The 24,536-nt window shown below is 73.1% G+C and carries 24 protein-coding genes and 5 tRNA genes; 16 read left to right on the top strand and 13 right to left on the bottom strand.

The features are described 5' to 3' along the window. Positions 1-63: 63 nt before the first annotated feature. From ACZ7LB_RS19400 to ACZ7LB_RS19425, 6 genes are all read right to left on the bottom strand, one after another. A complete protein-coding gene (locus ACZ7LB_RS19400) occupies positions 64-477 on the bottom strand; it encodes a roadblock/LC7 domain-containing protein (protein WP_039658182.1) in 414 nt (137 codons plus the stop codon). 10 nt (positions 478-487) lie between these two features. Next, complete coding sequence (locus tag ACZ7LB_RS19405) at positions 488-4,039, bottom strand: nitrate- and nitrite sensing domain-containing protein (protein WP_471469679.1); 3,552 nt, start codon at positions 4,037-4,039, stop codon at positions 488-490. Between the two features lie 404 nt (positions 4,040-4,443). Continuing rightward, positions 4,444-5,019 carry a GTP-binding protein gene (locus ACZ7LB_RS19410; protein ID WP_161225507.1) on the bottom strand — a complete coding sequence of 192 codons (576 nt, stop codon included), beginning with the start codon at positions 5,017-5,019 and terminating at the stop codon, positions 4,444-4,446. Next, positions 5,000-5,398, bottom strand: a complete 399-nt coding sequence (locus tag ACZ7LB_RS19415) for a DUF742 domain-containing protein (protein WP_003997626.1) — start codon at positions 5,396-5,398, stop codon at positions 5,000-5,002. Before ACZ7LB_RS19415 ends, ACZ7LB_RS19410 begins: the two co-directional genes overlap by 20 nt. A gap of 111 nt (positions 5,399-5,509) precedes the next feature. Beyond that, the gene (locus ACZ7LB_RS19420; RefSeq protein WP_003973453.1) at positions 5,510-5,923 is read right to left on the bottom strand and encodes a roadblock/LC7 domain-containing protein; all 414 of its coding nucleotides are present in this window, start codon (positions 5,921-5,923) and stop codon (positions 5,510-5,512) included. Positions 5,924-5,932: 9 nt separating this feature from the next. Beyond that, entirely contained in the window at positions 5,933-9,727 is a 3,795-nt protein-coding gene (locus ACZ7LB_RS19425; RefSeq protein WP_471469681.1) for a sensor histidine kinase, read from the bottom strand. Between the two features lie 601 nt (positions 9,728-10,328). On the opposite strand from ACZ7LB_RS19425, the gene ACZ7LB_RS19430 reads away from it, so the two are divergent. The 3 genes from ACZ7LB_RS19430 (at position 10,329) to gltX (ending at position 13,026) form a co-directional block, all read left to right on the top strand. Further along, a complete protein-coding gene (locus ACZ7LB_RS19430) occupies positions 10,329-10,520 on the top strand; it encodes a hypothetical protein (protein ID WP_161225509.1) in 192 nt (63 codons plus the stop codon). 252 nt (positions 10,521-10,772) lie between these two features. Beyond that, on the top strand, positions 10,773-11,549 hold the full coding sequence (locus ACZ7LB_RS19435; RefSeq protein WP_265294541.1) for a fumarylacetoacetate hydrolase family protein: 777 nt from the start codon (positions 10,773-10,775) through the stop codon (positions 11,547-11,549). Next, complete coding sequence (gltX, locus tag ACZ7LB_RS19440; RefSeq protein WP_365208736.1) at positions 11,542-13,026, top strand: glutamate--tRNA ligase; 1,485 nt, start codon at positions 11,542-11,544, stop codon at positions 13,024-13,026. Before ACZ7LB_RS19435 ends, gltX begins: the two co-directional genes overlap by 8 nt. Before the next feature lie 73 nt (positions 13,027-13,099). On the opposite strand, the gene ACZ7LB_RS19445 is transcribed toward gltX, so the two are convergent. The 3 genes from ACZ7LB_RS19445 to ACZ7LB_RS19455 all read right to left on the bottom strand — a co-directional run bounded on the left by ACZ7LB_RS19445 (position 13,100) and on the right by ACZ7LB_RS19455 (position 14,517). Then, the gene (locus ACZ7LB_RS19445) at positions 13,100-13,300 is read right to left on the bottom strand and encodes a DUF397 domain-containing protein (protein ID WP_471469684.1); all 201 of its coding nucleotides are present in this window, start codon (positions 13,298-13,300) and stop codon (positions 13,100-13,102) included. Positions 13,301-13,471: 171 nt separating this feature from the next. Next, entirely contained in the window at positions 13,472-13,672 is a 201-nt protein-coding gene (locus ACZ7LB_RS19450) for a DUF397 domain-containing protein (RefSeq protein ID WP_471469686.1), read from the bottom strand. After that, positions 13,669-14,517, bottom strand: a complete 849-nt coding sequence (locus ACZ7LB_RS19455) for a helix-turn-helix domain-containing protein (protein WP_265294534.1) — start codon at positions 14,515-14,517, stop codon at positions 13,669-13,671. The genes ACZ7LB_RS19450 and ACZ7LB_RS19455 overlap by 4 nt, the downstream gene beginning before the upstream one ends. Before the next feature lie 124 nt (positions 14,518-14,641). Here ACZ7LB_RS19455 and ACZ7LB_RS19460 point away from each other — a divergent pair, with 124 nt between their 5' ends. The 7 genes from ACZ7LB_RS19460 to ACZ7LB_RS19490 all read left to right on the top strand — a co-directional run bounded on the left by ACZ7LB_RS19460 (position 14,642) and on the right by ACZ7LB_RS19490 (position 16,536). Then, entirely contained in the window at positions 14,642-15,139 is a 498-nt protein-coding gene (locus tag ACZ7LB_RS19460; protein ID WP_471469688.1) for an ATP-binding protein, read from the top strand. Between the two features lie 54 nt (positions 15,140-15,193). Then, positions 15,194-15,928: an HAD family hydrolase gene (locus ACZ7LB_RS19465; protein WP_471469690.1), complete on the top strand. Its 735-nt coding sequence runs from the start codon at positions 15,194-15,196 to the stop codon at positions 15,926-15,928. 91 nt (positions 15,929-16,019) lie between these two features. Next, positions 16,020-16,091: transfer RNA gene (locus tag ACZ7LB_RS19470), tRNA-Gln, on the top strand. 43 nt (positions 16,092-16,134) lie between these two features. Further along, positions 16,135-16,207: transfer RNA gene (locus ACZ7LB_RS19475), tRNA-Glu, on the top strand. Between the two features lie 62 nt (positions 16,208-16,269). Beyond that, positions 16,270-16,342, top strand: a tRNA-Glu gene (locus tag ACZ7LB_RS19480). Positions 16,343-16,363: 21 nt separating this feature from the next. Further along, positions 16,364-16,435: transfer RNA gene (locus ACZ7LB_RS19485), tRNA-Gln, on the top strand. 28 nt (positions 16,436-16,463) lie between these two features. After that, a tRNA-Glu gene (locus ACZ7LB_RS19490) sits at positions 16,464-16,536 on the top strand. An 88-nt stretch (positions 16,537-16,624) separates the two neighbouring features. On the opposite strand, the gene ACZ7LB_RS19495 is transcribed toward ACZ7LB_RS19490, so the two are convergent. Beyond that, a complete protein-coding gene (locus ACZ7LB_RS19495) occupies positions 16,625-17,287 on the bottom strand; it encodes a MerR family transcriptional regulator (protein WP_471469805.1) in 663 nt (220 codons plus the stop codon). Positions 17,288-17,370: 83 nt separating this feature from the next. Here ACZ7LB_RS19495 and ACZ7LB_RS19500 point away from each other — a divergent pair, with 83 nt between their 5' ends. After that, entirely contained in the window at positions 17,371-17,913 is a 543-nt protein-coding gene (locus tag ACZ7LB_RS19500) for a DUF4188 domain-containing protein (protein WP_471469691.1), read from the top strand. Positions 17,914-18,305: 392 nt separating this feature from the next. On the opposite strand, the gene ndgR is transcribed toward ACZ7LB_RS19500, so the two are convergent. Further along, positions 18,306-19,022, bottom strand: coding sequence for an IclR family transcriptional regulator NdgR (gene ndgR, locus ACZ7LB_RS19505; protein WP_161225517.1), 717 nt, complete (start codon positions 19,020-19,022; stop codon positions 18,306-18,308). Positions 19,023-19,218: 196 nt separating this feature from the next. Between ndgR and leuC the strand changes: the two genes are divergently transcribed. The 4 genes from leuC to ACZ7LB_RS19525 all read left to right on the top strand — a co-directional run bounded on the left by leuC (position 19,219) and on the right by ACZ7LB_RS19525 (position 22,535). Beyond that, on the top strand, positions 19,219-20,649 hold the full coding sequence (gene leuC / locus ACZ7LB_RS19510; protein ID WP_471469693.1) for a 3-isopropylmalate dehydratase large subunit: 1,431 nt from the start codon (positions 19,219-19,221) through the stop codon (positions 20,647-20,649). A gap of 5 nt (positions 20,650-20,654) precedes the next feature. Then, entirely contained in the window at positions 20,655-21,248 is a 594-nt protein-coding gene (gene leuD / locus ACZ7LB_RS19515; protein WP_471469695.1) for a 3-isopropylmalate dehydratase small subunit, read from the top strand. A 252-nt stretch (positions 21,249-21,500) separates the two neighbouring features. Beyond that, on the top strand, positions 21,501-21,731 hold the full coding sequence (locus tag ACZ7LB_RS19520) for an SCO5555 family protein (RefSeq protein ID WP_365208753.1): 231 nt from the start codon (positions 21,501-21,503) through the stop codon (positions 21,729-21,731). A gap of 135 nt (positions 21,732-21,866) precedes the next feature. Continuing rightward, positions 21,867-22,535, top strand: coding sequence for an HU family DNA-binding protein (locus ACZ7LB_RS19525; protein WP_471469697.1), 669 nt, complete (start codon positions 21,867-21,869; stop codon positions 22,533-22,535). A 159-nt stretch (positions 22,536-22,694) separates the two neighbouring features. Here ACZ7LB_RS19525 and ACZ7LB_RS19530 read toward each other — a convergent pair whose 3' ends face one another. Further along, on the bottom strand, positions 22,695-22,898 hold the full coding sequence (locus ACZ7LB_RS19530) for a hypothetical protein (RefSeq protein ID WP_161225522.1): 204 nt from the start codon (positions 22,896-22,898) through the stop codon (positions 22,695-22,697). A 9-nt stretch (positions 22,899-22,907) separates the two neighbouring features. Further along, complete coding sequence (gene cofC / locus ACZ7LB_RS19535) at positions 22,908-23,546, bottom strand: 2-phospho-L-lactate guanylyltransferase (protein WP_471469699.1); 639 nt, start codon at positions 23,544-23,546, stop codon at positions 22,908-22,910. A gap of 141 nt (positions 23,547-23,687) precedes the next feature. Here cofC and ACZ7LB_RS19540 point away from each other — a divergent pair, with 141 nt between their 5' ends. Next, positions 23,688-24,470, top strand: coding sequence for a lysophospholipid acyltransferase family protein (locus ACZ7LB_RS19540; RefSeq protein WP_471469700.1), 783 nt, complete (start codon positions 23,688-23,690; stop codon positions 24,468-24,470). Positions 24,471-24,536: the final 66 nt, after the last annotated feature.

The following is a 24,536-nucleotide window of genomic DNA, read 5'->3' on the forward strand; positions in this document are numbered from 1 at the left end:
CCCTTGTGGAGCCGCGTCCCGAAACCTTAAGGCCCCGGGACGCCAAAACGCACGGTCCGCCCCTTAGTTGAGGAGGCTGCCCTGGAGTTCGGCCCGCAGGTCCGGTGTCAGCACCGAGCCCGCGCGGTCGACCAGAAGGGCCATCTCGTACCCAATGAGACCGATGTCCGCTTCGGGGTGGGCGAGGACGGCGAGGGACGAACCGTCGGAGATGGACATGATGAAGAGGAATCCCCTCTCCATCTCCACAACTGTCTGATTCACGCTGCCGCCCTCGAAGATCCGCGAGGCGCCGGCCGTCAGCGAGGTCAGGCCGGAGGCGACGGCGGCGAGCTGGTCGGCGCGGTCACGGGGGAACCCTTCGGACATCGCCAGAAGGAGTCCGTCGGCGGAGACCACCACCGTGTGGGACACCCCCGGGGTGTTGTCCACGAAGTTGGTGATCAACCAGTTCAGGTTCTGTGCCGCCTGGCTCATCGGGCTCACACTAACGCTCCTGGTCGTAGGTGCTGTCAGGACCACGCTGTTCACTGGTTGTGGCCTGGGTGTTCTGTTCACTGCCTGCGTTGCGGCCGCGTTCGACGCCGCGCCGCAGGTTGCTCAGCCTGCCCCGGATGTCCTCCGGGGCACGGGAGATCTGCGGGCCGTTCTGGAGCGTGGTCTCGGCGGTTCCCTCGACCAGATTGGCCTTGGGCACCCGCCTCGGCAGGCCGGAGGGGGTGATCCCGCCCGCCTTGGGCTTGCGCAGGCGCGAAGCCTGCTGCCAGCGCTCGTCGTTGGCGGACCGCCAGTCGCCGTCGCCCCTGCCCGCCTCGGCCTCGGGCGGCGTCGCTCCGCGGTCGGCGCGCGGTGCCCCGCCCGGACCGCCCGCGGCGGAACCGCGGCGCGGAAGGCCGGCGTCGGTGAGCTCGTGGGCGGCGGAGGTGGCCGGTCCCGGACGGTCGAAGCCTACGCGGTCCGCCCCGTTCCCGTCAGAGGCCCGCCCGGCGTCCCCCTCGGGGGCGCCGGCGGGGTACTGGGCGGGGTGGCCGCCGGGGAATCCGTCCGGCCCCGGCCGGTCGTCCAGGGGGGACCCGTGGCCGGGAGGGGCCGCCTGGCCGCCGGGCGCGGGATGGCCGTCGGCTCCCGGCCCGGGGCGGGCGGGGGCCTGCGGCGCGCCGGGGGCGTAGTACGCGGACGGGTCCCCGTGGACCTGCCCCGGGACGCCCCCGTCGTACGCGGCGTGCGCGGCCCCCGACGGGTCGCCGTACCCGGCCCGCTGCTCGCCGTACCCCGCCTGCTCGCCGTATCCCGCCTGCTGCGGGTACCCGGCCTGCTCGCCGTACCCGGGCCGCTGTTCCCCGTACCCGCCCGGGACGCCGCCGTCGTACGCGGTGTACGCGGTGTGCGCGGCCCCGGACGGGTCGCCGTACCCGGCCCCCTGGTCGCCGTACCCCGCCTGCTGCGGGTGACCGCCGCCCTGGTCGCCGTATCCGGCCGCCGGGGCGCCGTTGCCGCCGTATCCGGCCGCCGGGGCGCCCGGGTCCGCGTGCTGCCCGTCGTGGGCCGTTCGCGGCCCCTCGTACGCCGACGGGTCGCCGTACCCGGCCGGGCCGCCGGGGGCCGCCGGGCCGGGGTGCTCGTGGGCGGAGGGCTGCGCGGGGGAGCCGGTCCCGGCGGAGGGGGTGTCCCCGGCGGAGGGCGCGGGGCGCTCCGTGCCGGGCTGCCCGGGGCCGCCCCGGTGTCCCGGGGCGGCGCGGCGCCCCCCGCGGTGCAGGGAGCGGCCCACCGGGTCCGGCCCGGTCCCGCCGCCGTCGGCGTAGCGGCTGTCGTCGAAGCCCAGTTCGGCGGCGGTGCGCAGGGGCTGCTGCTGGGGGCGGCCGAAGCCGTGGCCCCGGGCGTCCTGCTCGGGGATGATCTGGGAGACCGTGAACTCGTCGCGCTGCTGCTGCTCCCCGCCGCCGCCGTGGGTGATGGCGTCCGGCAGCATGACCAGCGAGGTGGTGCCCGCCTGCTCGCCGGAGGGGCGGAGCTGGACGCGGATGCCGTGCCGGTCGGAGAGCCGGCCGACCACGAACAGGCCCATGCGCTGGGAGATCGCGACGTCCACGGTGGGCGGGTTGGCCAGCTTGTGGTTGATGTCCGCGAAGTCCTCGGCGGTGAGGCCGATGCCCTTGTCGTGGATCTCGATCACGACCCGGCCGTCGGGCAGCCGGGTGGCGGTGACCCTGACCTTGGTCTGCGGGGAGGAGAAGGTGGTGGCGTTCTCCAGCAGCTCGGCCAGCAGGTGCACGAGGTCGGTCACGGCCCGGCCGTGGATGTCGGCCTCCGGCACCCCGGACAGCTCGATGCGCTCGTACTGCTCCACCTCGGAGGAGGCGGCGCGCAGGATGTCCACCAGGGGTACCGGTTGGTCCCAGCGGCGGCCGGGCTCCTGGCCCGCGAGGACGAGGAGGTTCTCGCCGTTGCGCCGCATCCGGGTGGCGAGGTGGTCCAGCCGGAACAGGTTCTCCAGCTGGTCCGGGTCGGCCTCGTGGTTCTCCAGGTGGGTGATGAGGCCGATCTGCCCCTCGATGAGCGACTGGTTGCGCCGGGAGAGGTTGGTGAAGATGGCGTTGATGTTGCCGCGCAGCAGGGCCTGCTCGGAGGCGAGCCGGACGGCCTCGCGGTGCACCTGGTCGAAGGCGCGGGCGACCTCGCCTATCTCGTCGGTGGAGGAGATCGGCAGCGGCGCGACCCGGGTGTCGACCCGGCCCGGGTCGGTCCGGGAGAGCTGGTCGACCAGCATCGGGAGGCGCTGCTCGGCGATGCCGAAGGCGGCGTTGCGCAGCTCGCGCATGGAGCGGCTCATCTGCCGGGCGACGATTCCGGCCAGCACGAACGCGGCCAGCAGGGCGATGACGACGGCGGCGCCGGTGAGGTAGGCGTCCCGCTCGGCGTCGTCCGCGACGGCGGCGGCCTCGGTCACCGCGTTGTCCGCGAGGGCGGCCTCGATCCCGCCGTAGGCGTCGAACTTGAGGGTCGTGACGGCCCACCAGTTCTCGGGGGTGATGCCCCGCTGGGCCAGGGTCTCCCGGGCGGCGGCGTCGGTGGAGTCCAGCCGGGCCAGCTCGGAGACCATCGTGGCCGGGTCGGCGGGCGGCGGTGTGCCGCCGGGGTTCTTGGCGCGGGACTCCTGGACGAGGGCCGCGATGTCGTCCTTGACCTTCTTCTCGGCGTCCTTCAGGTTCTGCGCGTCCTGCTCGGTGCCGCCGCCGAGGTACTCCTCGGCGGCGATCCGCTCCAGATAGGCGTAGGAGGAGAGGGCGACGCGCTGGCTGGCCAGGTGGCCGGGCTCGGGGCCCGGCCGGACCAGCATGTGCATGCCGATGGAACGTTCCAGCGACAGCGCCGCCTTGGTCAGGGAGACGGCGTAGACGGTGCGGCCGTAGGAGGTGACGTTGCCGGTGCCCAGGCCCAGTTCGTTGGCGAACTCCATCAGCGGGTGGGCGACGCCGGTGTAGCCCTCCTCCGTCTCCACGCCCTTGAGTTCGGAGGTGTAGGCGGCGGCGCGCAGCGACTGGAGGCGGGGCTCCTCGGCGCGGAAGATCTTGAGCCGGCGTTCGAGCCGGGGGGTGCCGGGCATGGCGCGCGCCGCCTCGTCGAAGGCGTCGGCGGCGTCGTCGGTGGCCCGGCGGGCCTTGGCGACCTCGGCGTCCCGTCCGCCCCTGCCCCGCAGCAGGGGCTCGGCGCTGACGTCGCGTTCGTGGTAGAGGGCTCCGGCGTAGCCGAGGGAGGCGCGGACCAGGCGCGCGGTGCTCTCGGCGTCGTCCGCGTCCTGCCAGGTGTCGAGGGAGCCCTTCACCTGGACGCCGCCCAGGACGAGGCCGACGGCCACGGGTATCAGCAGGATCGCGTTGAGCCGGGTGGCCACCCGCCAGTTGCGGGGGGAAAGGCGTCCGCCGCGCGGGGCGGGGGAGGGGGCCGCCGGCGGTTCCGGCACGGCGGGCCCGTCCGCCGCCCGCGGCGGGGTGAAGTTGCCCCGGGCCGATGGCTCGGGGCCGTTCGTGCTTCGCCTCACTCGACCAGCAACCTCTCCGCGGTCGGCACCTGCGTCGTGCCGCTGTGAATCAGGGCCCTGTTCGCCTTCGCGTACGCACTACCGCTGAGTACGGCGGGGGCTGCGGGGCGGTCCTGGCATTCCAGCACGACCGGCTGTGCTCCTCCAAACAGTCGGATTCGCGGGTCACATGTGAGGTAAGCCCTACGTAAAACGGTCAAAAAGAGCGAGGCCCGTGCAAAAGACGGGCCCCCTGTACGCGCAGCGGCACGGGGTGACCGCGACGCGTGTCGGTGCCACCCGATTTCCTCTGCCGAAACGTTATGAACAGCGAAGCCGACCGTGTCAAACGACACAGTCGGCTCCAACCGGCCTACGGCAACTGCCGTATGGCGTTGCCGACTTGGCTGTGACCTGGACCGGAGCTACCGCAGCCGGGCCATGAGCGCGTGCTCCACCAGGGTGATCAGCGCGCTCTTCGCGTCGGCGCGGTGCCGGGCGTCGGTGGTGATGATCGGGGTGTCCGGGCCGATCTGGAGCGCCTCGCGGACCTCGTCCGGGGTGTACGGCTGCTGGCCGTCGAAGCCGTTGAGCGCCACGACGAACGGCAGGCCGCTGTTCTCGAAGTAGTCGACCGCCGGGAAGCAGTCCGCCAGCCGGCGGGTGTCGCAGAGCACGACCGCGCCGATGGCGCCGCGCACCAGGTCGTCCCACATGAACCAGAAGCGGTCCTGGCCGGGGGTGCCGAACAGGTACAGGATCAGGTCCTGGTCGAGCGTGATGCGGCCGAAGTCCATGGCGACCGTGGTGGTCGTCTTGTCCCCGGTGTGCGTGAGATCGTCGATCCCGGCGCTGGCGGAGGTCATCACGGCCTCCGTGCGCAGCGGGTTGATCTCCGAGACGGCGCCCACGAACGTGGTCTTGCCGACCCCGAAGCCGCCGGCCACCACGATCTTCGCGGAGGTGGTCGCCCGGCCTCCGTCAGAGCTTGCGAAGTCCACTGAGCACCCTTTCGAGCAGTGTCACGTCCGGCGCACCGCCATTGTTCTCATCGCCGCCCGGCTGGTGGATGGCGACGAGCCCGGCCTCCGCGAGGTCCGCGACGAGGATCCGGGCCACACCGAGTGGCATCGACAGCAGGGCCGACACCTCGGCCACCGACTTGACCTCACGGCACAGGTGGCAGATGCGCTGGTGCTCGGGAAGCAGTCCCATGAGCGCTGCCGGGTCGGCCGTCGTGCTGATCAGCGCCTCGATGGCGAGCTGGTAGCGCGGCCTCGTCCGGCCACCGGTCATCGCGTAGGGACGTACCAGCGGTTGGTCGCCCTCGTCCTCGTACGGCTCCGCGTACGGATCATGAGAGGCGGTGGGCGGGGTCATGAGTCCTCCGGGCGGGACAGCAGGTGGGTCAGTCGTGCCGTCTGACAGGGCCGGTGGGGGGAATGTGGCGGCCGGACGGTGATGTGGTGACGCGGGTGGTGCCGGGACCGATCAGTGCAGCAGACTTCCCTGTAGCTCGGCACGCAGATCGGGGGTGAGCACCGCGCCCGCGCGGTCGACCAGGAGGGCCATCTCGTAGCCGACCAGGCCGATGTCGCACTCCGGGTGCGCGAGCACGGCCAGGGACGACCCGTCGGAGACGGACATCAGGAAGAGGAAGCCGCGCTCCATCTCCACGACCGTCTGGGCCACGTTGCCGCCCTCGAAGATCCGGGACGCCCCGGCGGTCAGCGAGGTCAGCCCCGAGGCGACGGCCGCGAGCTGGTCCGCGCGGTCCCGGGGGAACCCTTCCGACATCGCCAGAAGGAGTCCGTCGGCTGACACGACGACAGTGTGGGACACGCCCGGGGTGTTGTCCACGAAATTCGTGATCAACCAGTTGAGGTTCTGTGCCGCCTGGCTCATCTGGCTCAACTAACGCTCCTGCTGGTGAGTGGGCCGCGGGTGGCTGCCGGTCTGGTTGGTACCGGCCTGACGGCCCTGTGCGATTCCCCGACGGAGATTGGTCAGCCGGCCGCGCACGTCGTCGGGCGCACGCGAGACCTGCGGACCGTTCTGGTGCGACTGCTGCTGCGCCGTACCCGGGACCAGGTTGGCCCTGGGCACCCGGCGCGGCAGGCCGGAGGTGGTGATTCCACCCGCGGCGGGCTGCCGGACGCGCTCGGCCTGCCGGACGAGGTCGTCGTTGGGCGAGCTGCGCCAGGTGGAGGCGGCGGGCCGCTGGGGGGCCGCCGGGGTCTGTGACGGAGACTGCGGGTCCGCGGCGGGGGCCGGGGCGTCGCCCTGCGGGCGCCGGTCGCCGTGGAACCAGTTGGTCTCCAGGGTGTCGTACAGCGGCGTGCGGCCGTCGCCGGGCCCGGAGGCCGGCGGCAGGGCCCAGCCGTCGGCGGGCCGCTGCGCGGGACCGGCGGGCTCGGGCTCGCGGCCGTCGGGCTGCCGCTGCGGTGCGCCGTAGCCGTAGCCCTCGCCGCCGTGCGGGGCGTCGGGCTGCGGCCGGTCGAACTGTCCGGTGACGTCGGCCCGCGGGCGCTCCGGCAGGGCGTGCTGCCCGGTGGAGCCGTCGCGGTAGCCCTGGGGGGCGCCGAACGCGGCGGTGGACGCCGGGTCCTGCGGTCCGGGGCGGTCCTGGCCGGCGGAGTGCGGGCCGAAGACGTCGGGCCGGACGAACGGGCCGTCCTGCCGCGGGGCGCCGGGCTCGGCGCGCGGGAACTGGTCGTCCCGGGGCGTGTGCCGCTCGTCCCGGCCGTACGGCGCCGGGTCGGGGCGCTGGTACTGGCCGGTGTCCTGGTCCGCGCCGGGGCCGGGGGCCGGGGCGCCGAAGTCGGGGCGGGCGAACTCGGCGGTGGCACCGGCGCCCTGGACCGCGGACGGCACCTGCGGCTCGCCGAACCGGGGCACGGCGGGCAGCTCGGTGGTCGCGGCGGCCTCCTCGTGGCCGCGCGGGACGTCGGGGGCGCCGGGCGCGGAGGGCCGCGCGTTCTCGTCGCCCCAGCTCGGCACCCGCGGCGGCGGGTTGCCGCCGGGCAGCTCGGCCCGCGGTCCGCCGCGCGGCGGGAGCTGCGGGCGGTGGTCCTGGCCGGCCTCGCCGCCGCGCTGCGGGGGCACCGGGGCCCGGCCGCCGCCGAAGGCGTCCTGGCCGTGCGCGGAGGGGGCCTGCGGGGCGGGGGCCTGCGGGGCGGGCGCGCCCGGGCCCTGCGGGCCCAGCGGTCCGCCGCCGAACGCCTGTCCCGCGCCGGCGCCCGCCGGAGCCGGACGGCCCTGGTGCGGCGGCGCCGGGGGCTGCGGTCCCCGCTGCCCGCCGAAGGCACCCGGGCGACCGCCCGCGTCCCGGCCGGGCAGCGCGGCCCGCGGGCCCTGGGCCGCGCCGAGCCGTCCGCCGCCGGGAGCACCGGCGCCGAACGCGCCGCCGCTGCCGAAGGCACCGCCCCCGGGAGCACCGCCGGGGCCGCCGTTGCCGTTGCCGCCGCCACCGGCGCGCCGCGCCGCCGCGGCGCCCGCCGCCGCCTGCGCGGCGGCCGGGCCGCCCACGCCGGGCTGGCCGGGCTTGGGCTGCGGCTTGCGGCCGCCCTGGGCGACGTCGACGGGCAGCATGACCAGCGCGGTCGTGCCGCCGGAGTCGGAGGGGCGGAGCTGGATGCGGATGCCGTGGCGCTGCGAGAGGCGGCCGACCACGAACAGGCCCATGCGGCGGGAGACGGAGACGTCCACGGTGGGCGGCGAGGCGAGCCGCTCGTTGATCGCGGCCAGGTCCTCGGGGGAGAGGCCGATGCCGGTGTCGTGGATCTCGATCAGCACCCGCCCGTCGGGCAGGGCGTGACCGGTGACCTTGACCTTGGTCTGCGGGGAGGAGAACGAGGTCGCGTTCTCCAGCAGCTCGGCGAGCAGGTGGACGAGGTCGTTGACGACCCGTCCGGCCACCTCGGTGCTCGGCACGGCGGCCAGTTCGATGCGCTCGTACTGCTCCACCTCGGACGCGGCGGCGCGCAGCACGTCGACCAGCGGGACCGGGCGGGTCCAGCGGCGGCCGGGCTCCTCGCCCGCGAGGACGAGGAGGTTCTCGCCGTTCCGGCGCATGCGGGTGGCGAGGTGGTCGAGCTTGAACAGCGAGGAGAGCTGGTCGGGGTCGGCCTCGCGGGACTCCAGCTCGGAGATGAGCGAGAGCTGTCGCTGGATCAGGCCCTGGGAGCGGCGCGAGAGGTTGGTGAACATCGCGTTGACGTTGCCCCGCAGGAGGGCCTGCTCGGCGGCGAGGCGGACCGCCTCGCGGTGCACGTCGTCGAAGGCCGCGGCCACCCGGCCGATCTCGTCGCGCGAGTGCACGCCGACGGACTCCACGGAGGTGTCCACGTCCTGCGGGTCGCTCTCCGAGAGCTGCTTGACCAGCTCGGGCAGGCGGTCCTGGGCGACCTTGGTCGCGGTGTCCTCCAGGCGGCGCAGCGAGCGGATCATGGACCGCGCCACGACGAACGCGCCGACCAGGGAGACGCCGAGCACCAGCAGGATCAGGACACCGGAGACGATGGCCTCCTGCTCCGACTCGCTGCGCAGCTCGCGAGCCTGCTGCTCCATGTCCTCCAGGAGCTTCAGCTCGATGTTCTTCATCTGCTGGATCTTGGTGGAGCTGTCGTCCAGCCAGTCCTGGTAGGAGCGCTTGGCCAGGTTGTTCAGGCCGTTCTTGTCGTCGAAGGCCCGTCCCGCGTACTGGTCGGAGGCCTCGATGACCGGGTTGCCCTGGGAGATCGGCTTGAGGAGGTCCTCGGCGCCGTTGCCGTAGATGCTGGTGAAGCTGCGGATCTCGGACTTCTGGCTCTGGAGCGCGGACTGGGCGTAGAGCCGGTCGTTCTCGGAGAGCCGGCCCTTGTCGGTGTTGTTGGCCGGGAGGGCGGCGGCGAGCACGGCGCGCTGGACGGAGGCGTACTCCTTGGCCGAGGAGAAGGCCGACAGGGCGCGGGTGCGCTGGATCATCTCCGGGTTGCTGGTGGCCTCGGCCATGTCCTGGGAGAGGTCCAGCAGATGGGTGATCAGGCGGTGGTAGCCCTCGACGGTCTGGGTCGAGTTGCCCTTGGACTGGTAGGCGCTGCTGCGGATGCGCTCCAGGCCGTTGAGGTCGCTGGCGATGCCGACGAGGCTGTCGCGGACGCCGACGAGGTTGCCCTCCTTGCTGGCGGCGTCGATGGCCTGGGACCGGTCGAGGAAGTTCTTCCGGGCGCGGTCGGTCTTCTCGCGGTCGCCCTTGACGGCGATGGCGCTGCTCTTGGAGCCGTGCGCGAGCGGACCGGCCGACTGGTCGCGCTCCTCCTGGAGCGCGGCGGCCAGTTCGGTGGCCTGCTTGGTCATCTCGGTCAGCAGCTTCATGTTGTCGAGCTGCTGGATGTCGTCCATCGACTGGTTGATGCGCATCGCGCCCAGCGAGGTGGCCGCGACCACCGGCAGCGCGAGCAGCGAGACCAGACGGGTGGAGATCCGCCAGTTCCGCAGGGCTATTCGCGGCCCGGGGCCGGGGCTCTTGGCCCGCTTCGGGGCCGCGGCCGGGCTGTCGGCCACGGCCGGGGAACCGGTCGCCCCGGGACGCCCGCCGTGGTCACCGGCCGGGGTCTGACCCTGGTTGTGGGCGTGCTGGGGCGAGGAGCCGACGGCCTTGGGGCCAGTCCCGCCGTGCGGCTCCGGCTCGGCCGAAGCGCTGCCATCCCTCTTGAAACGTCCCTGCACTAGCGTCGCAACCTCTGAACCAGGCGCCCCTCCGCGTGAGCGGACGGACACGGTGTCGGCACCATGGGAACGCCCTGAATGCGTCCTCGTGGTGGTCGTGAAAGACCGGCCTCGGAATTTCCCCCTCGTGCCGCCGCGCGGCGCTCCTGTGCGCCCCCCTGTGCGCCGGCCCGATCCCCGCGGCGGTTCCGTGGAATTCCAGCACAGTGCAGGATCTCCAACAAGGGCCACGGCCCAGGCCGTGACATACGTGACGGGCCGTGAGGGTCGTATCACCTCATGTAGAAGATGATCAGGTGCATTTCGGGCGTACCACAACAACCCGTTGACCTGGGAAGAGTGTCCCAGTCTTCATGATCAGGAGAGGAATGGGTGGTTCGGAAGGGGAATGTCCTCTTCGCCCCCGTGAGGGCGAGGGTTGAATTGACCGTTTTACCCCTGCTTGAGTGAGGAAACTCACACCCTGATCGTGACATCTCCCGGACGGGCGGGGGAATCGCGTGTTTAGCCTGACGCTTTACTGAGAAGGCACAACCGACCACCCGCGCCCTCGGGAACCACCCCGGCCGGCGCCCGGACAGGACAGGGTTCCCCCACCACCGTGAAGACCACGACGACGTTCCCCAAGACCGCGAACCCCCGCCGCACGACGCTGGCACACCTCGAGAACGCCGAGGCGCTGCGCACGCCGGAACCGCCGGAGCACGCCGTCGAGCTGCCCGCCCAGACCGCGAACCCCCGGCGCACCATCCTCATGGAGATCCCCGCCCCGGCCGTCGCCGTCGCCGAGTAGCGACCGGTCCCCGGGGTCCGGGCCCCCAGGGCCCGCCCCGGCCCCGGCCGGACCCCCTCCGGCCCTCTTCCGGCCGCCGCCGCGGCCCGCCCGTACCGGAGCGGCGCCGCCCCGGCCGCCCGGCCCCCGCGGCGGCCCGCCCCGCGGGGATTCCCCCCGGCGGACGCGGCGACCGCGCGCGGGCCGCGCCCCCTGCCGCGTTAGCCTGGAGGCTCAGACTCCAGCCGGTCCAGTCAAGGGGCGACACCACCCGTGCGCATCGCCAGGTTCTCCATCGACGGCAACGTCGCGTTCGGCGCGGTCGAGGGCGACCAGCCCGACGAGCTGGTCCTCGACATCATCAAGGGCATCCCCTTCGCGGACTTCGAGCTGTCCGGCACCAAGGTGCCGCTGAGCAAGGTGCGGCTGCTGCCGCCGGTCCTGCCGAACAAGGTCGTCGCCTACGGCCGCAACTACGCCGAGCACGCCCATGAGCTGGACAACGCGGTGCCGGACGTCCCGTTCGCCTTCTTCAAGCCGTCCACCTCGGTCATCGGCCCCGGCGACGCCGTCCAGTACCCCGCGTACAGCGAGGAGCTGCACCACGAGGCCGAACTGGCCGTCGTCATCAAGCGCATGTGCCGCGAGGTCCCGCGCGAGCGCGTCAAGGACGTCGTCCTCGGCTACACCTGCGCCAACGACATCACCGCCCGCGACGTCCAGCGCCGGGAGAAGCAGTGGGCCCGCGCCAAGGGCTTCGACACCTCCTGCCCCCTGGGCCCCTGGGTGGAGACCGATCTCGACCCCTCCGACCTGGCCATCCGGCTCACGGTCAACGGCGAGCAGCGCCAGCTCGGCCGCACCAGCGAGATGATTCACCCGGTCGAGGACCTCATCGTCAACATCTCCGAGGCGATGACCCTCCTCCCGGGTGATGTCATCCTCACCGGCACCCCCTCCGGTGTCGGCCCCCTCCACGTCGGCGACGAAGTCGCCGTCACCATCGAAGGCATCGGCACTCTCACCAACAAGGTTGTCAAGCGTGGCTAGCGCACCCGGCACTCCCGTACGCGTCCGTTTCTGTCCGTCCCCCACCGGCAACCCCCACGTGGGCCTGGTCCGCACCGCCCTGTTCAACTGGGCGTTCGCCCGGCACAACGAGGGCACCCTGGTCTTCCGCATCGAGGACACCGACGCGGCCCGCGACTCCGAGGAGTCCTACGGGCAACTGCTGGACGCGATGCGCTGGCTGGGCTTCGACTGGGACGAGGGCCCCGAGATCGGCGGCCCCCACGCGCCCTACCGCCAGTCGCAGCGCATGGACGTCTACGCCGACGTCGCCCGCAGGCTCCTGGACGCCGGCCACGCCTACCACTGCTACTGCTCCCAGGAGGAGCTGGACACCCGCCGCGAGGCCGCCCGCGCCGCCGGCAAGCCCTCCGGCTACGACGGGCACTGCCGCGAGCTGAGCGCCGAGCGGGTGGAGGCGTACGTGGCGCAGGGCCGCGAGCCCATCGTCCGGTTCCGGATGCCCGACGAGGCGATCACCTTCACCGACCTCGTCCGGGGCGAGATCACCTACCTCCCGGAGAACGTCCCGGACTACGGCATCGTCCGCGCCAACGGGGCCCCGCTCTACACGCTCGTCAACCCCGTCGACGACGCCCTCATGGAGATCACCCACGTCCTGCGCGGCGAGGACCTGCTCTCCTCCACCCCGCGCCAGATCGCCCTGTACAAGGCGCTGATCGAGCTGGGCGTGGCCAAGGGGATGCCCGCCTTCGGACACCTGCCGTACGTGATGGGCGAGGGCAACAAGAAGCTCTCCAAGCGGGACCCGCAGGCGAGCCTCAACCTCTACCGCGAGCGCGGCTTCCTCCCCGAGGGCCTGCTGAACTACCTCTCGCTGCTCGGCTGGTCCTTCTCCGCCGACCAGGACATCTTCTCCATCGACGAGATGGTGGCCGCCTTCGACGTCGCCGACGTCAACCCCAACCCGGCGCGCTTCGACCTGAAGAAGTGCGAGGCGGTCAACGCCGACCACATCCGGATGCTCGACGTGAAGGACTTCACCGAGCGCTGCCGCCCCTGGCTGACCGCCCCCGCCGCCCCCTGGGCCCCGGAGGACTTCGACGAGGCCAAGTGGCAGGCGGTCGCGCCGCACGCGCAGACCCGGCTGAAGGTGCTCTCCGAGATCACCGAGAACGTCGACTTCCTGTTCCTGCCGGAGCCGGTCCTCGACGAGGCGAGCTGGGCCAAGGCGATGAAGGAGGGCTCGGACGCCCTGCTGCGCACCGCCCGCGAGAAGCTCGACGCGGCGGACTGGACGTCGCCCGAGTCCCTCAAGGAGGCGGTCCTCGCCGCGGGCGAGGCGCACGGCCTCAAGCTCGGCAAGGCGCAGGCCCCCGTCCGCGTTGCCGTCACCGGCCGCACCGTCGGCCTGCCGCTCTTCGAGTCCCTGGAGATCCTGGGCAAGGAGAAGGCGCTGTCCCGCGTGGACGCGGCCCTGGCGAAGCTGGCGGCGTGACGCGGAGCGTCTGACCCGGCGCGCGTGAGGGGCGGCACCCGGCCGACGGGCGCCGCCCCTCACGCATCCTCGGTCAGTCCTGTCGGGTGAGGCCGAGGAAGGCGGTCCAGGTGCCGGGGCGGACGGTGAGGGTGCCGTGCGCCGGGGTCTTGGAGTCGCGGACGTGGACGGCGGCGGGGGCCGGGGCGACCTCCACGCACTCGCCGCCCTCGCCGCTGCTGTAGGTGCTCCTGGCCCAGCGGAGCGGTTCGGCTGCGGTCTGCGGGATCTTCACGGCTCTCCTCGCGACGACTTCTCGTTGCGGCACGGGTGGGGCCCCGAACCGTGGACGCCATACGAGGGGATTCCCCTTGCGGGGACCGGTGAATCCGGACCGCGGACACACCCGTGGCCGCCCCCCGAGGGGACGGCCACGGGATCTTCCGCAGCGCGGTGCCTGTCCCGGTCAGCCCTGTCGGGTGAGGCCGAGGAAGGCGGTCCAGGTGTCGGGGCGGACGGTGAGGGTGCCGTGGGCCGGGGTCTTGGAGTCGCGGACGTGGACGACGGCGGGGGCGGTGGCGACCTCGATGCAGTCACCGCCAGCGCCGCCGCTGTGGCTGCTCTTGAACCAATGAAGTTGCGGGACCTCGGACTGCTGGGTGTTCATAGGTCTCCTCCTCGCAGCAACTGCTCGATCAGGCGCCCGGATTCGGCGGGCGACAGGGCCTGTGCCCGGATGATTCCATACCGCGCCGCGATCCCCCGGACGGCCTCCCGATCGGTGAGCACCCGGCCGCTGCCCTGGCTCTCCAAGTACGCCACCTGCTCGCCGCCCTCCGGCACCATCAGGGTGAAGGGACCGTCCACTCCCGCGTGGTCCGTCGCCCGCGTGGGCATCACCTGGATCTCCACGTTGGGGTTCTCGCTGATGAGCAGCAGGTGTTCGAGCTGCCCCCGCAGCACCTCGACGCCGCCGATCGGCCGCTGGAGCACCGACTCCTCCAGGACGAAGCTGAGCACGGGGGAGGGCTTGCGGTCGAAGAGCTTGTGCCGGGCCAGACGCGCCGACACCATCTGCTCGATCTCGAAGTCGTTCCGCCGGGGACGCCAGACGGTGAACATGGTCCGGGCGTACTCCGCGGTCTGGAGCATGCCGGGCACGATCAGGGGGGCGTACTGGTGGAACTCGACCGCCGTCTCCTCGATCCGCGCCGCGTCGCGGAAGAACGCCGGGTACCGGGTCAGCGCCACCGGCCGCTTCATCGCGAGCAGGATGCCCCCGGCCTCCAGCAGTTGGTCGAGCCTGTCGATGGCGTTGGGCCGGGCGATCCGCCGCCCCTGCTCGATGGCCGCGATCTGCGCCTCGCTGTAGCCCAGCAGCTGCCCCAGCGCCGCCTGGGTGTGCCCGGCCCGCTCCCGCAGGATCTTGACCTGCCGGCCGAACGACCGCAGCAGCTCGTCGGCCGGGTCCTCGCTCCGCCGCACGGCGGTCTGCTCCGGAACCTGCGTCATGGTCTCGCCTCCAGCACCCGTCTCACCACCGACCCCGACAGAAGACCCACCGCAGTCGCACAGCCACGCTGTGTAGGGATGTCGTCGCTGGTCAACGTACGCGCGTCCGGCCACGCTCGGGCCCATGACGACAGAAACGCACCCTTCCGTGGAGACCCGCCGACGCCCCGTGTCCGCCGGGGAGTTCCACATGCGCTTCAGCGCGACGCCGCGCGGCGCCCGGCTGGCGCGCCGCCTCGCCGCGCACCGCCTGGCCGTCTGGGGGCACCCGTACGACGCGGAGCCGAACGACACCGTGACCCTGGTCGTCGGCGAACTGGCCGCCAACGCGGTGACGCACGGGCGCGTGCCGGGCCGCGACTTCAGGCTCCGCCTGACGCTGGACGGGCCGGGGCGGCTGGTGCGGGTCGAGGTGACCGACACCCGGGACGACCGGATGCCGCCGGAGCCCTCCGCCGCGCCGCCCGGCCCGTACGCCGAGTCGGGGCGCGGCCTCTGGCTGGTCGACGCCCTCGCCGAGCGCTGGGGTGTCTCCCCGCGCGCGGAGGGCGGGCCGGGCAAGACGGTGTACGCGGAGGTCCGGCTCCCGGGAGCCGTGTCCCCCGGGCCCGGGGCCGCTTAGGGCCTCTCGTCTGGATCAGGCCGGATCCGAACGACAGACCCTAGGCTGGGTGCCATGCCGATCGAAGCCGTGGTCTGGGACATCGACGACACCCTGTTCGACTACACCAGCGCCGACCGCCGGGGGATGCGCGAGCACCTCGCGGCCGAGGGGCTGCTCGCCGGGTACGGCTCGGCGGACGAGGCGCTGGCGCGGTGGCGGGAGATCACCGACCGGCAGTGGGCCCGGTTCGCCGCCGGGGAGGTGGACTTCGTCACACAGCGGCGCGACCGCACCCGGGTCTTCCTCGGCTCGCCCGGACTGACGGACACCGAGGCCGACGCGTGGTTCGACCGGTACGTCACCCACTACGAGGCCGCCTGGGCGCTCTTCCCGGACGTCCTGCCCGTCCTGGACGCCCTGGCGGCCAGCCACCGGCACGCCGTGCTCTCCAACTCCAGCCTCACGGTCCAGGACCGCAAGCTGCGCGTGCTCGGCGTCCACGACCGCTTCGAGGCCGTCCTGTGCGCGGCCGAGCTGGGCGTCTCCAAGCCGGAGGCGGGGGCCTTCCTCGCCGCCTGCGACGCGCTCGGCCTCGCCCCGGACCGGGTGGCCTACGTCGGCGACCACCCGGAGATCGACGGCAGGGGCGCCGCCGAGGCCGGACTGCTGTCGGTGTGGATCGACCGGGGCGGCCGGCCCGCCGGCCCGCAGGCGCCGTCCGGTCCGCACCGCATCGCGTCACTGGCCGAACTGCCCGCGCTGCTGCGCACCGGAACTCGTTTTGGAGCGCCGTCCACCTTCGGGTAATGTTCTTCCTGCGCCGCCGGGGAGCGGGCCGAAAGGCCGGAACCGGAAGCGTGAGACAGGAGCGAAAAGTCCTCAGGGGCTTGCGTTTCAGTGGCCTATGGTGTAATTGGCAGCACGACTGATTCTGGTTCAGTTAGTCTTGGTTCGAGTCCAGGTAGGCCAGCTCGCAGAGCTCATCTGCGCCGTGGAGATCCTCTCTCCGCAAAGCCCCCGTTGTGTAGCGGCCTAGCACGCCGCCCTCTCAAGGCGGTAGCGCCGGTTCGAATCCGGTCGGGGGTACAGATCCTTCCCGCGAGGGTGGTCCGGGTAGCTCCCGCCGCTCTCGATGCAGGATCGCTAGGGCCCCCGTTGTGTAGCGGCCTAGCACGCCGCCCTCTCAAGGCGGTAGCGCCGGTTCGAATCCGGTCGGGGGTACTGACTGGTCTAAACCATCATTGGTCTATGGTGTAATTGGCAGCACGACTGATTCTGGTTCAGTTAGTCTTGGTTCGAGTCCAGGTAGACCAGCTCGGGCCTGCGGAAACGCAGAGTCCAGGCCCCCGTTGTGTAGCGGCCTAGCACGCCGCCCTCTCAAGGCGGTAGCGCCGGTTCGAATCCGGTCGGGGGTACACGGTCCGAAGGGGCCCTCCGTTCGCGGAGGGCCCCTTCGGCGTTCCCGCGTACCGCGCGTCGTTCCCGCGCGCCGCCGCGCGGCCCTCACCCCGTGCCGTAGCGCCGCGCGGTCTCCTCCTGCTGCGCCAGCCGGTGCAGCGCCAGCAGGACCGGCGGGAACAGCACCGCCGCCGCCACCGCCACCTCCGTCCGCTCCGCCGGAGACCCGTACGTCTCCATGAAGTCCAGGTCCCGCCGCGCCACCTCGCGCATCAACTCCGCGTAGGGCGCCATCCGTTCCGCGTCCCACGGGTACTCCAGCCGCCGCAGCGCCGCCACCGCCGCCACCAGCGAACGGTGCGCCGGGGAGACGGCCGCCGAACCGCGCGCGCACTCCCAGCCCAGCAGCTCCAGCAGCCGGTCCACCTCCGCCCGCGCCGACGTCGTCGCCGGGTCCTCCTCCTCCGGCCCGTCCGGCCGGGCCGGCCCGGTGTCCTGGGGCAGCGCCCACATGGCCGCGCCCAGCCGGGCCCGGTGGTCCAGCGAGTCGTCGTCGACGTACCCCAGCACCTCGCGCGCCGTCGCCACCGGCACCCCGCCCACGTGGATCAGCGCCCGCACCAGCCGCAGCCGCCGCAGGTGCCCCTCGTCGTACTCGGCCGTCGTCGCGTTGACCGCCCGGCCCGGCGGCAGCAGGCCCTCCCGCAGGTAGTACTTGATCGTCGCGGTGGAGATCCCGCTCCGCTCGCTCAGTACGGACAGCCGCATCCCTTGCGCCTCCCTCATGGATAGCGGCACTATCCAAGCATGCGCACTTGGAGAGTGCCGCTCACCGACGACAGGGGGACCCCATGCCCGGCACGTCCGTCACCGCGGGCCGGACCACCGCGGACACCGAGGGGGACGTGGCCGTCCTGCTCATCGGGATGCGGATCAACCGCTTCCGGGCCGTGCGCCACTGGCTGCCGGTCTTCCTGGCCATGCCGCGGATGCTGCGCGAACTGGCCGCGGACCCGGACAGCGGGCTGCTCGGCCACGTCCTGCTGATGGGCTCGCCCCGGGTCCTCTATCTCGTCCAGTACTGGGAGTCCGGGGAGAAGCTGCGCGCCTACGCCCACGCGCCCGGCCTGACCCACCACCCGGCCTGGGCGGCCTTCAACCGCCGGCGGCGGCAGGCGGCGGGGCGGGGGCACGTGGGGCTGTGGCACGAGACGTACCTCGTCCCGGAGGGCTCGCACGAGTCGGTCTACGTCGACATGCCGCCCTTCGGGCTCGCCGCGGCCCACGGCCAGGTGCCCGTCGAGCGGCGCGGCCGGAGCGCGGCGGAGCGGCTGGCCCACCGCGCGCCCGGGCGGACCGCCCCCGAGCCGGGGGCGCCGCAGGCGGAGGGCTGAGGGCGGGGGCGCCGCCGGCGGAGGACCGGGGCCGGGAGTGCCTCCGGCGCGCGGCGGGCGCGCAGCCGGGCGGCCCGGGGCCGGGGCGGCGGGGTCCGGGCGGCGCGCTGTCGGGCCGGGGTGGCGCGGCCGGTGGCGCCGGGGGAGTGGGCCGGGCGCTGCGCGGCCGGGGCGGCGCGGCCGGGATGGCGCCGGGGGAGGGGCCGGGGTGCCGGAGCGGAACCGTGGCGGTCCGGGGGCGGGATCGGGTGCTCCGGGGACGCCACCGGGGAGCGGGGCCGGGCGGTCCCCGTACGGCACCGGCGGCGCGGGCAAAAGAAGAACCCGGTCGCGCCGGGCCCGCCGCGGCGTTGAGGCGGGCCCTGGGTGACCGGGTACCGGAGGAAGGGGGATCAGCCGTTGCGGCGCAGCGCCTCCGAGAGGCGCCCGGCGGCGTCGATGACCGCCTGGGCGTGCATCCGCCCCGGGTGGCGCGACAGCCGCTCGATGGGGCCGGAGACCGACACGGCGGCGACCACGCGGTTGGAGGGGCCCCGCACCGGCGCGGAGACCGAGGCGACGCCGGGCTCCCGCTCGCCGATGGACTGCGCCCAGCCGCGGCGCCGCACGCCCGACAGGGCGGTCGCCGTGAAGCGGGCGCCCTGGAGCCCCCGGTGCAGCCGCTCCGGCTCCTCCCAGGCCATGAGGATCTGCGCCGAGGACCCGGCCTTCATGGTGAGCGTCGAGCCGACCGGGACGGTGTCCCGCAGCCCCGACAGCCGCTCGGCGGCGGCCACGCAGATGCGCATGTCGCCCTGGCGGCGGTAGAGCTGGGCGCTCTCGCCCGTGATGTCGCGCAGGTGGGTGAGGACCGGGCCCGCCGTGGCGAGCAGGCGGTCCTCGCCCGCCGCCGCGGCCAGCTCGGCCAGACGCGGGCCGAGGATGAAGCGGCCCTGCATGTCGCGCGCCACCATACGGTGGTGTTCCAGTGCCACGGCCAGGCGGTGGGCCGTGGGTCGTGCCAGTCCGGTGGCACCGACCAGACCCGCGAGGGTGGCCGGACCGGACTCCAGAGCGCTGAGGACGAGGGCCGCCTTGTCCAGAACGCCGACGCCGCTACTGTTGTCCATGCAACGATACTCGCGTCTCACTCTGTGAAACGCAAGTTCAATTTTCCGTGGAACACGCCACTCTGGAGGGCACGAAGGCACAGGGGCCCCGGACGTGCGGGCCCGGTGGCGGTCGCCCGGATTCCAGGGGTGGGGGCGCCGCTTCCTCAGAATCTCTAGTTGGGTCGGCGCCTCGTCGCCGACCGGAGGGAAAGCGATGGGTAGGACACTCGCGGAGAAGGTCTGGGACGACCACGTCGTCCGGCGCGCCGAGGGCGAGCCCGACCTCCTCTTCATCGATCTGCACCTGCTGCACGAGGTGACCAGCCCGCAGGCCTTCGACGGCCTCCGCCAGGGCGGCCGGCCGGTGCGGCGGCTCGACCTGACCATCGCCACCGAGGACCACAACACCCCCACGCTCGACATCGACAAGCCCATCGCGGACCCGGTCTCCCGGGCCCAGCTGGAGACGCTGCGCAAGAACTGCGCGGAGTTCGGTGTCCGGCTGCACCCGCTGGGCGACATCGAGCAGGGCGTGGTGCACGTCGTCGGCCCCCAGCTCGGCCTGACCCAGCCCGGCACCACCGTGGTCTGCGGCGACTCGCACACCTCCACGCACGGTGCCTTCGGCGCGCTGGCGTTCGGCATCGGCACCTCCCAGGTCGAGCACGTGCTGGCCACCCAGACGCTCCCGCTGGTCCGTCCGAGGACCATGGCGATCACCGTGAACGGCGAGCTGCCCGGGGGCGTCACGGCCAAGGACCTGATCCTGGCGATCATCGCCCGCATCGGCACCGGCGGCGGCCAGGGCTACATCCTGGAGTACCGGGGCGAGGCCATCGAGAAGCTCTCGATGGAGGCCCGCATGACCATCTGCAACATGTCCATCGAGGCCGGTGCCCGCGCGGGCATGATCGCCCCCGACGAGACCACCTTCGCCTACCTCAAGGGCCGCCCGCACGCCCCCGAGGGCGCCGACTGGGACGAGGCCGTCGCCTACTGGAGCACCCTGCGCACCGACGACGACGCCGAGTTCGACGCCGAGGTCGTCATCGAGGCCGCCGAGCTGTCGCCGTTCGTCACCTGGGGCACCAACCCGGGCCAGGGCGCGCCGCTGTCCGCCGCCGTGCCGGACCCGGCCTCCTACGAGGACGCCTCGGAGCGCCTGGCCGCCGAAAAGGCCCTGGAGTACATGGGGTTGGAGGCCGGGCAGCCGCTGCGGTCCATCGCCGTGGACACCGTCTTCGTCGGCTCCTGCACCAATGGCCGCATCGAGGACCTGCGCGCCGCCGCCGAGATCGTCCGGGACCGCAAAGTCGCCGACGGCGTACGCATGCTGGTCGTCCCCGGCTCCGCCCGGGTGGGCCTCCAGGCCGTCTCCGAGGGGCTGGACGCGGTCTTCAAGGAGGCCGGCGCCGAGTGGCGGCACGCGGGCTGTTCGATGTGCCTGGGCATGAACCCGGACCAGCTCGCCCCCGGTGAGCGCTCCGCCTCCACCTCCAACCGCAACTTCGAGGGGCGGCAGGGCAAGGGCGGCCGTACCCATCTGGTCTCGCCGCAGGTCGCCGCCGCGACGGCGGTGCTGGGCCACCTGGCCTCCCCGGCCGACCTGTCCGCCGCCGACGTCCCCACGCCCGCTGGAGTCTGAGAGTCATGGAAGCCTTCACCACCCACACCGGCCGGGCCGTCCCGCTGCGCCGCGGCAACGTCGACACCGACCAGATCATCCCCGCCCACTGGCTCAAGAAGGTGACCCGGGACGGGTTCGAGGACGGGCTGTTCGAGGCCTGGCGCAAGGACCCGGAGTTCGTCCTCAACCGTCCCGAGCGGCAGGGCGCCTCCGTCCTGGTCGCCGGACCCGACTTCGGTACCGGCTCCTCCCGCGAGCACGCGGTCTGGGCCCTGCAGAACTACGGCTTCAGGACCGTGATCTCCTCCCGCTTCGCCGACATCTTCCGCGGGAACTCGCTGAAGAACGGTCTGCTCACGGTCGTCCTGGACCAGGGGACCGTGGACGCCCTCTGGGCGGTCACCGAGGCCGACCCGCAGGCCGAGATCACCGTCGACCTGGAGGCCCGCGAGGTGCGCGCCGAGGGCGTCACCGCCGCCTTCGAGCTGGACGAGAACTCCCGCTGGCGGCTGCTGAACGGGCTGGACGACATCTCGATCACCCTCCAGAACGAGGAGGACATCGCCGCGTACGAGTCCCGGCGCCCCTCGCACAAGCCGAGGACCCTCCCCGTCTGACCACGGTCTCTTTTCGGCCACCCGACACACCCGCTGTACCCCCGATCGGTCCGATCGGGGGTACAGCCTTTTTTCTGCCCCGGCCCGCCCGCCGGACACCCCTCCGAAACCCCAACTTCGCAGGTTACGGGCCTGGTTGGCCGGGTAAGCGGAGGGTGGAACGGCACCCTCCGGGGGAGCCGGAAAGGGCTCGCCGGGCGGGAGTTGCCCCCTGCGCAGGTGACAACTCGCCCTAGATGGCACAATCTGTGCATGGACCACGACGGCCAACTCCAGCTGTATGCGGCGGTCGCGGTCCGGCTGAAAGAGGCGCACACAAGAGTGCGCGCACTGCAAGTCCCGGAGGGCGTACGGATGGCGCTGACCCGGAAGCTGCTGGTCATTACGGCCGCGGCCAAACACGATCTGGCCGGCGCGGTACGGCGTCTGGACCGGTTCACCGCGGACCTCGACGCGGGGCGATTCCCCGGAGAGGAACGCTGAACGGTCCGGGCCGACCGAGTCCGTTGCGGCACAAGGGTGATTAGCCCGTTTCGTGTTTGATTTGCGGTATATATCTGCCTAACGTGCGAAAAAGCTTGAACACATTCGTTCTGGCGAAGTTCCGAAGGGGAAGACGTGAACAAGGCGCAGCTCGTAGAAGCGATTGCCGACAAGCTGGGAGGACGGCAGCAGGCCGCCGACGCCGTCGACGCGGTCCTGGACGCCCTCGTCCGCGCGGTGGTCGCGGGCGACCGGGTCTCGGTCACCGGCTTCGGCTCCTTCGAGAAGGTCGAGCGTCCGGCCCGCTACGCCCGCAACCCCCAGACGGGCGAGCGGGTTCGGGTCAAGAAGACCTCCGTGCCCCGCTTCCGCGCGGGCCAGGGCTTCAAGGACCTGGTGAGCGGGTCGAAGAAGCTTCCGAAGAACGACATCGCGGTCAAGAAGGCCCCCAAGGGCAGCCTCTCCGGCCCCTCGCCCACCATCGCCAAGGCCGCGGGCAAGAAGGCCGCCGCCAAGAAGGCCACGGGCGCGGCGAAGAAGGCGGCGACCGCCCGCAAGGCCACCACCACCGCGGCGGCGAAGAAGACCACCGCCAAGAAGACCGCGGGCACGGCGAAGACGGCGGCGGCCGCGGCGAAGAAGGCCACCGCCAAGAAGACCGCGGCCAAGACCACCACCGCGGCGGCGAAGAAGACGGCGGCCAAGAAGGCCCCCGCCAAGAAGGTCACGGCCACCAAGGCGCCCGCCAAGAAGTCGACGGCCCGCAAGACCACCGCCAAGAAGGCCACCGCCCGCAAGAAGTAGCGGCACCCCGCATCCCGCACGGACGCCACGCACGGTCGGGGGACCGCGCGGGCGGACGCGCCGGACGGACGCGGCACGGGCACAGGGCATTTCACGCGCCGGGCCGGACTCCCCGCCGGAGTCCGGCCCGCGGCGTCGTGGAACGGCCCGGGGAGCCGCTCAGAACGTCTGCAGCGTCACCAGGGTGATCCGGCGCTCCGCGCCCGCCCCCTCGGTCTCCACGCGCACCCGCTGCCCCGGCCGCAGCAGCCGCAGCCCGCCCGCGTCGAAGGCCGCCGCGTCGAACGGCACGGGCGTGCCGTCGTCGAGCAGCACCTGCCCGCTGCGGCTGTCGGGGTCGTACGTGTACGCGGTCGCCTGCATGCCCGCAGCCTACTGCCCGGTGATCGGCAACCGCGCGGCCACCGCGGCCGTATGGGGCCCCACCCCGAGCGACAGCGCCGCCCGCAGATCGGCGCCGGTGTCCACGTCCCGGCGCACCGAGTCGACCGCCGCCAGGAGCAGCTCCCGCGCGCCCGAGGCCCGGTGCCGGGCCCGCGAATCCCCGCCGAAAGCCGGGGCCAATTCCCGGCCGGGGGCCGCCGTCAGCAGGGTGGTGCCGATTTCCGCCGCATCCGGGAGGAAGGCGCGCGGGAATTGCCCCGCCGCCGCCAGCACCCGGGCCAATTCCCCGGGGCGCAGCGCCGGCAGGTCGGCGTTCAGCGCCGCCACCGGACGCCGGGGCCGCACCGCCCGCACCGCGGCGGCCCCCCGCGCCAGCGCCGCGTTCAGCCCGCCGCCCGGTTCCTCCGCGACGATCCCCGCGCCCAGCGCCGCCAGCGCCCGGCCCGCCCGGCGGTCCTCGGTGACGACCGCCACATCCGCCACCGCCGGACAGGCCAGGGCCGCGCTCACGGTGTCCTGCGCGAAGGCCAGCGCCAGACCCGGCCGGAGCCCGTCCCCCGCGGTGTCCGAGAGTCTGCTCTTGGCCCGCTCCAGGGCCTTCACGGGTACGACCAGGGTCCACTGCACGAGCGTTCCGTCCTCTTCTCGTCGCGCCATTCCGACCTGGGCCCCCGGCGCTCCACGGCGCGGGGCGTACGGTGTCCTCGACACACGGGCGGCCCCGGGCGACACTTGTCCGACCCCAGGCCATGGAAGAAAGGTGTTCGCGTGCCCCGCCGCAGAATCGGCTTCTGGTACCGCTTCGCCGCGGTGATCTGCAAACCGCCGCTGGTGGTTCTGATCAAGCGGGACTGGCGGGGAATGGAGAACATTCCGGCCGACGGCGGATTCATCACCGCCGTGAACCACAATTCCCACATCGACCCCTTCGCGTACGCGCACTACCAGTACAACACCGGCCGCGTGCCGCGATTCCTCGCGAAGAGCGGGCTTTTCCGGAAGGGCCTCGTCGGCGCCGCCATGCGCGGCACCGGGCAGATCCCCGTCTACCGCGAGTCCACGGACGCGCTCAGCGCCTTCCGGGCCGCCATCGACGCCGTGGAGCGCGGCGAGTGCGTCGCCTTCTACCCCGAAGGCACCCTCACCCGCGACCCCGACGGCTGGCCGATGACGGCCAAGACCGGCGCCGCGCGCGTCGCCCTGCAGACCAAGTGCCCGGTCGTCCCCGTCGCCCAGTGGGGCTGCAACGAGATCCTGCCGCCGTACGCGAAGAAGCCCCGCCTGCTGCCCCGCAAGACCCACCGGGTGCTGGCCGGGCCGCCGGTGGACCTGTCGCGCTTCTACGACCGCGAGATGACCGCGGAGGTCCTCAAGGAGGCGACGGAGGTCATCATGGCCGCCATCACCGCCCTGCTGGAGGAGGTCCGCGGCGAGCGGGCCCCCGAGACCCCCTACGACCCGCGCCGGGAGCGGATCGAGCAGCGGCGCCGCACCCAGGCGCAGACGGAGACCGGCGCCCGGGAGCAGCGGGCGGAAGGGCGGGGCGCGTGAACGGGCCCGACAGCGGGCGGGAATCAGTCCCCGCCGACCCGGACCCCGCGCCGGCGGCCGGGACCG

The organism is Streptomyces sp. NPDC107521 (assembly GCF_055598485.1).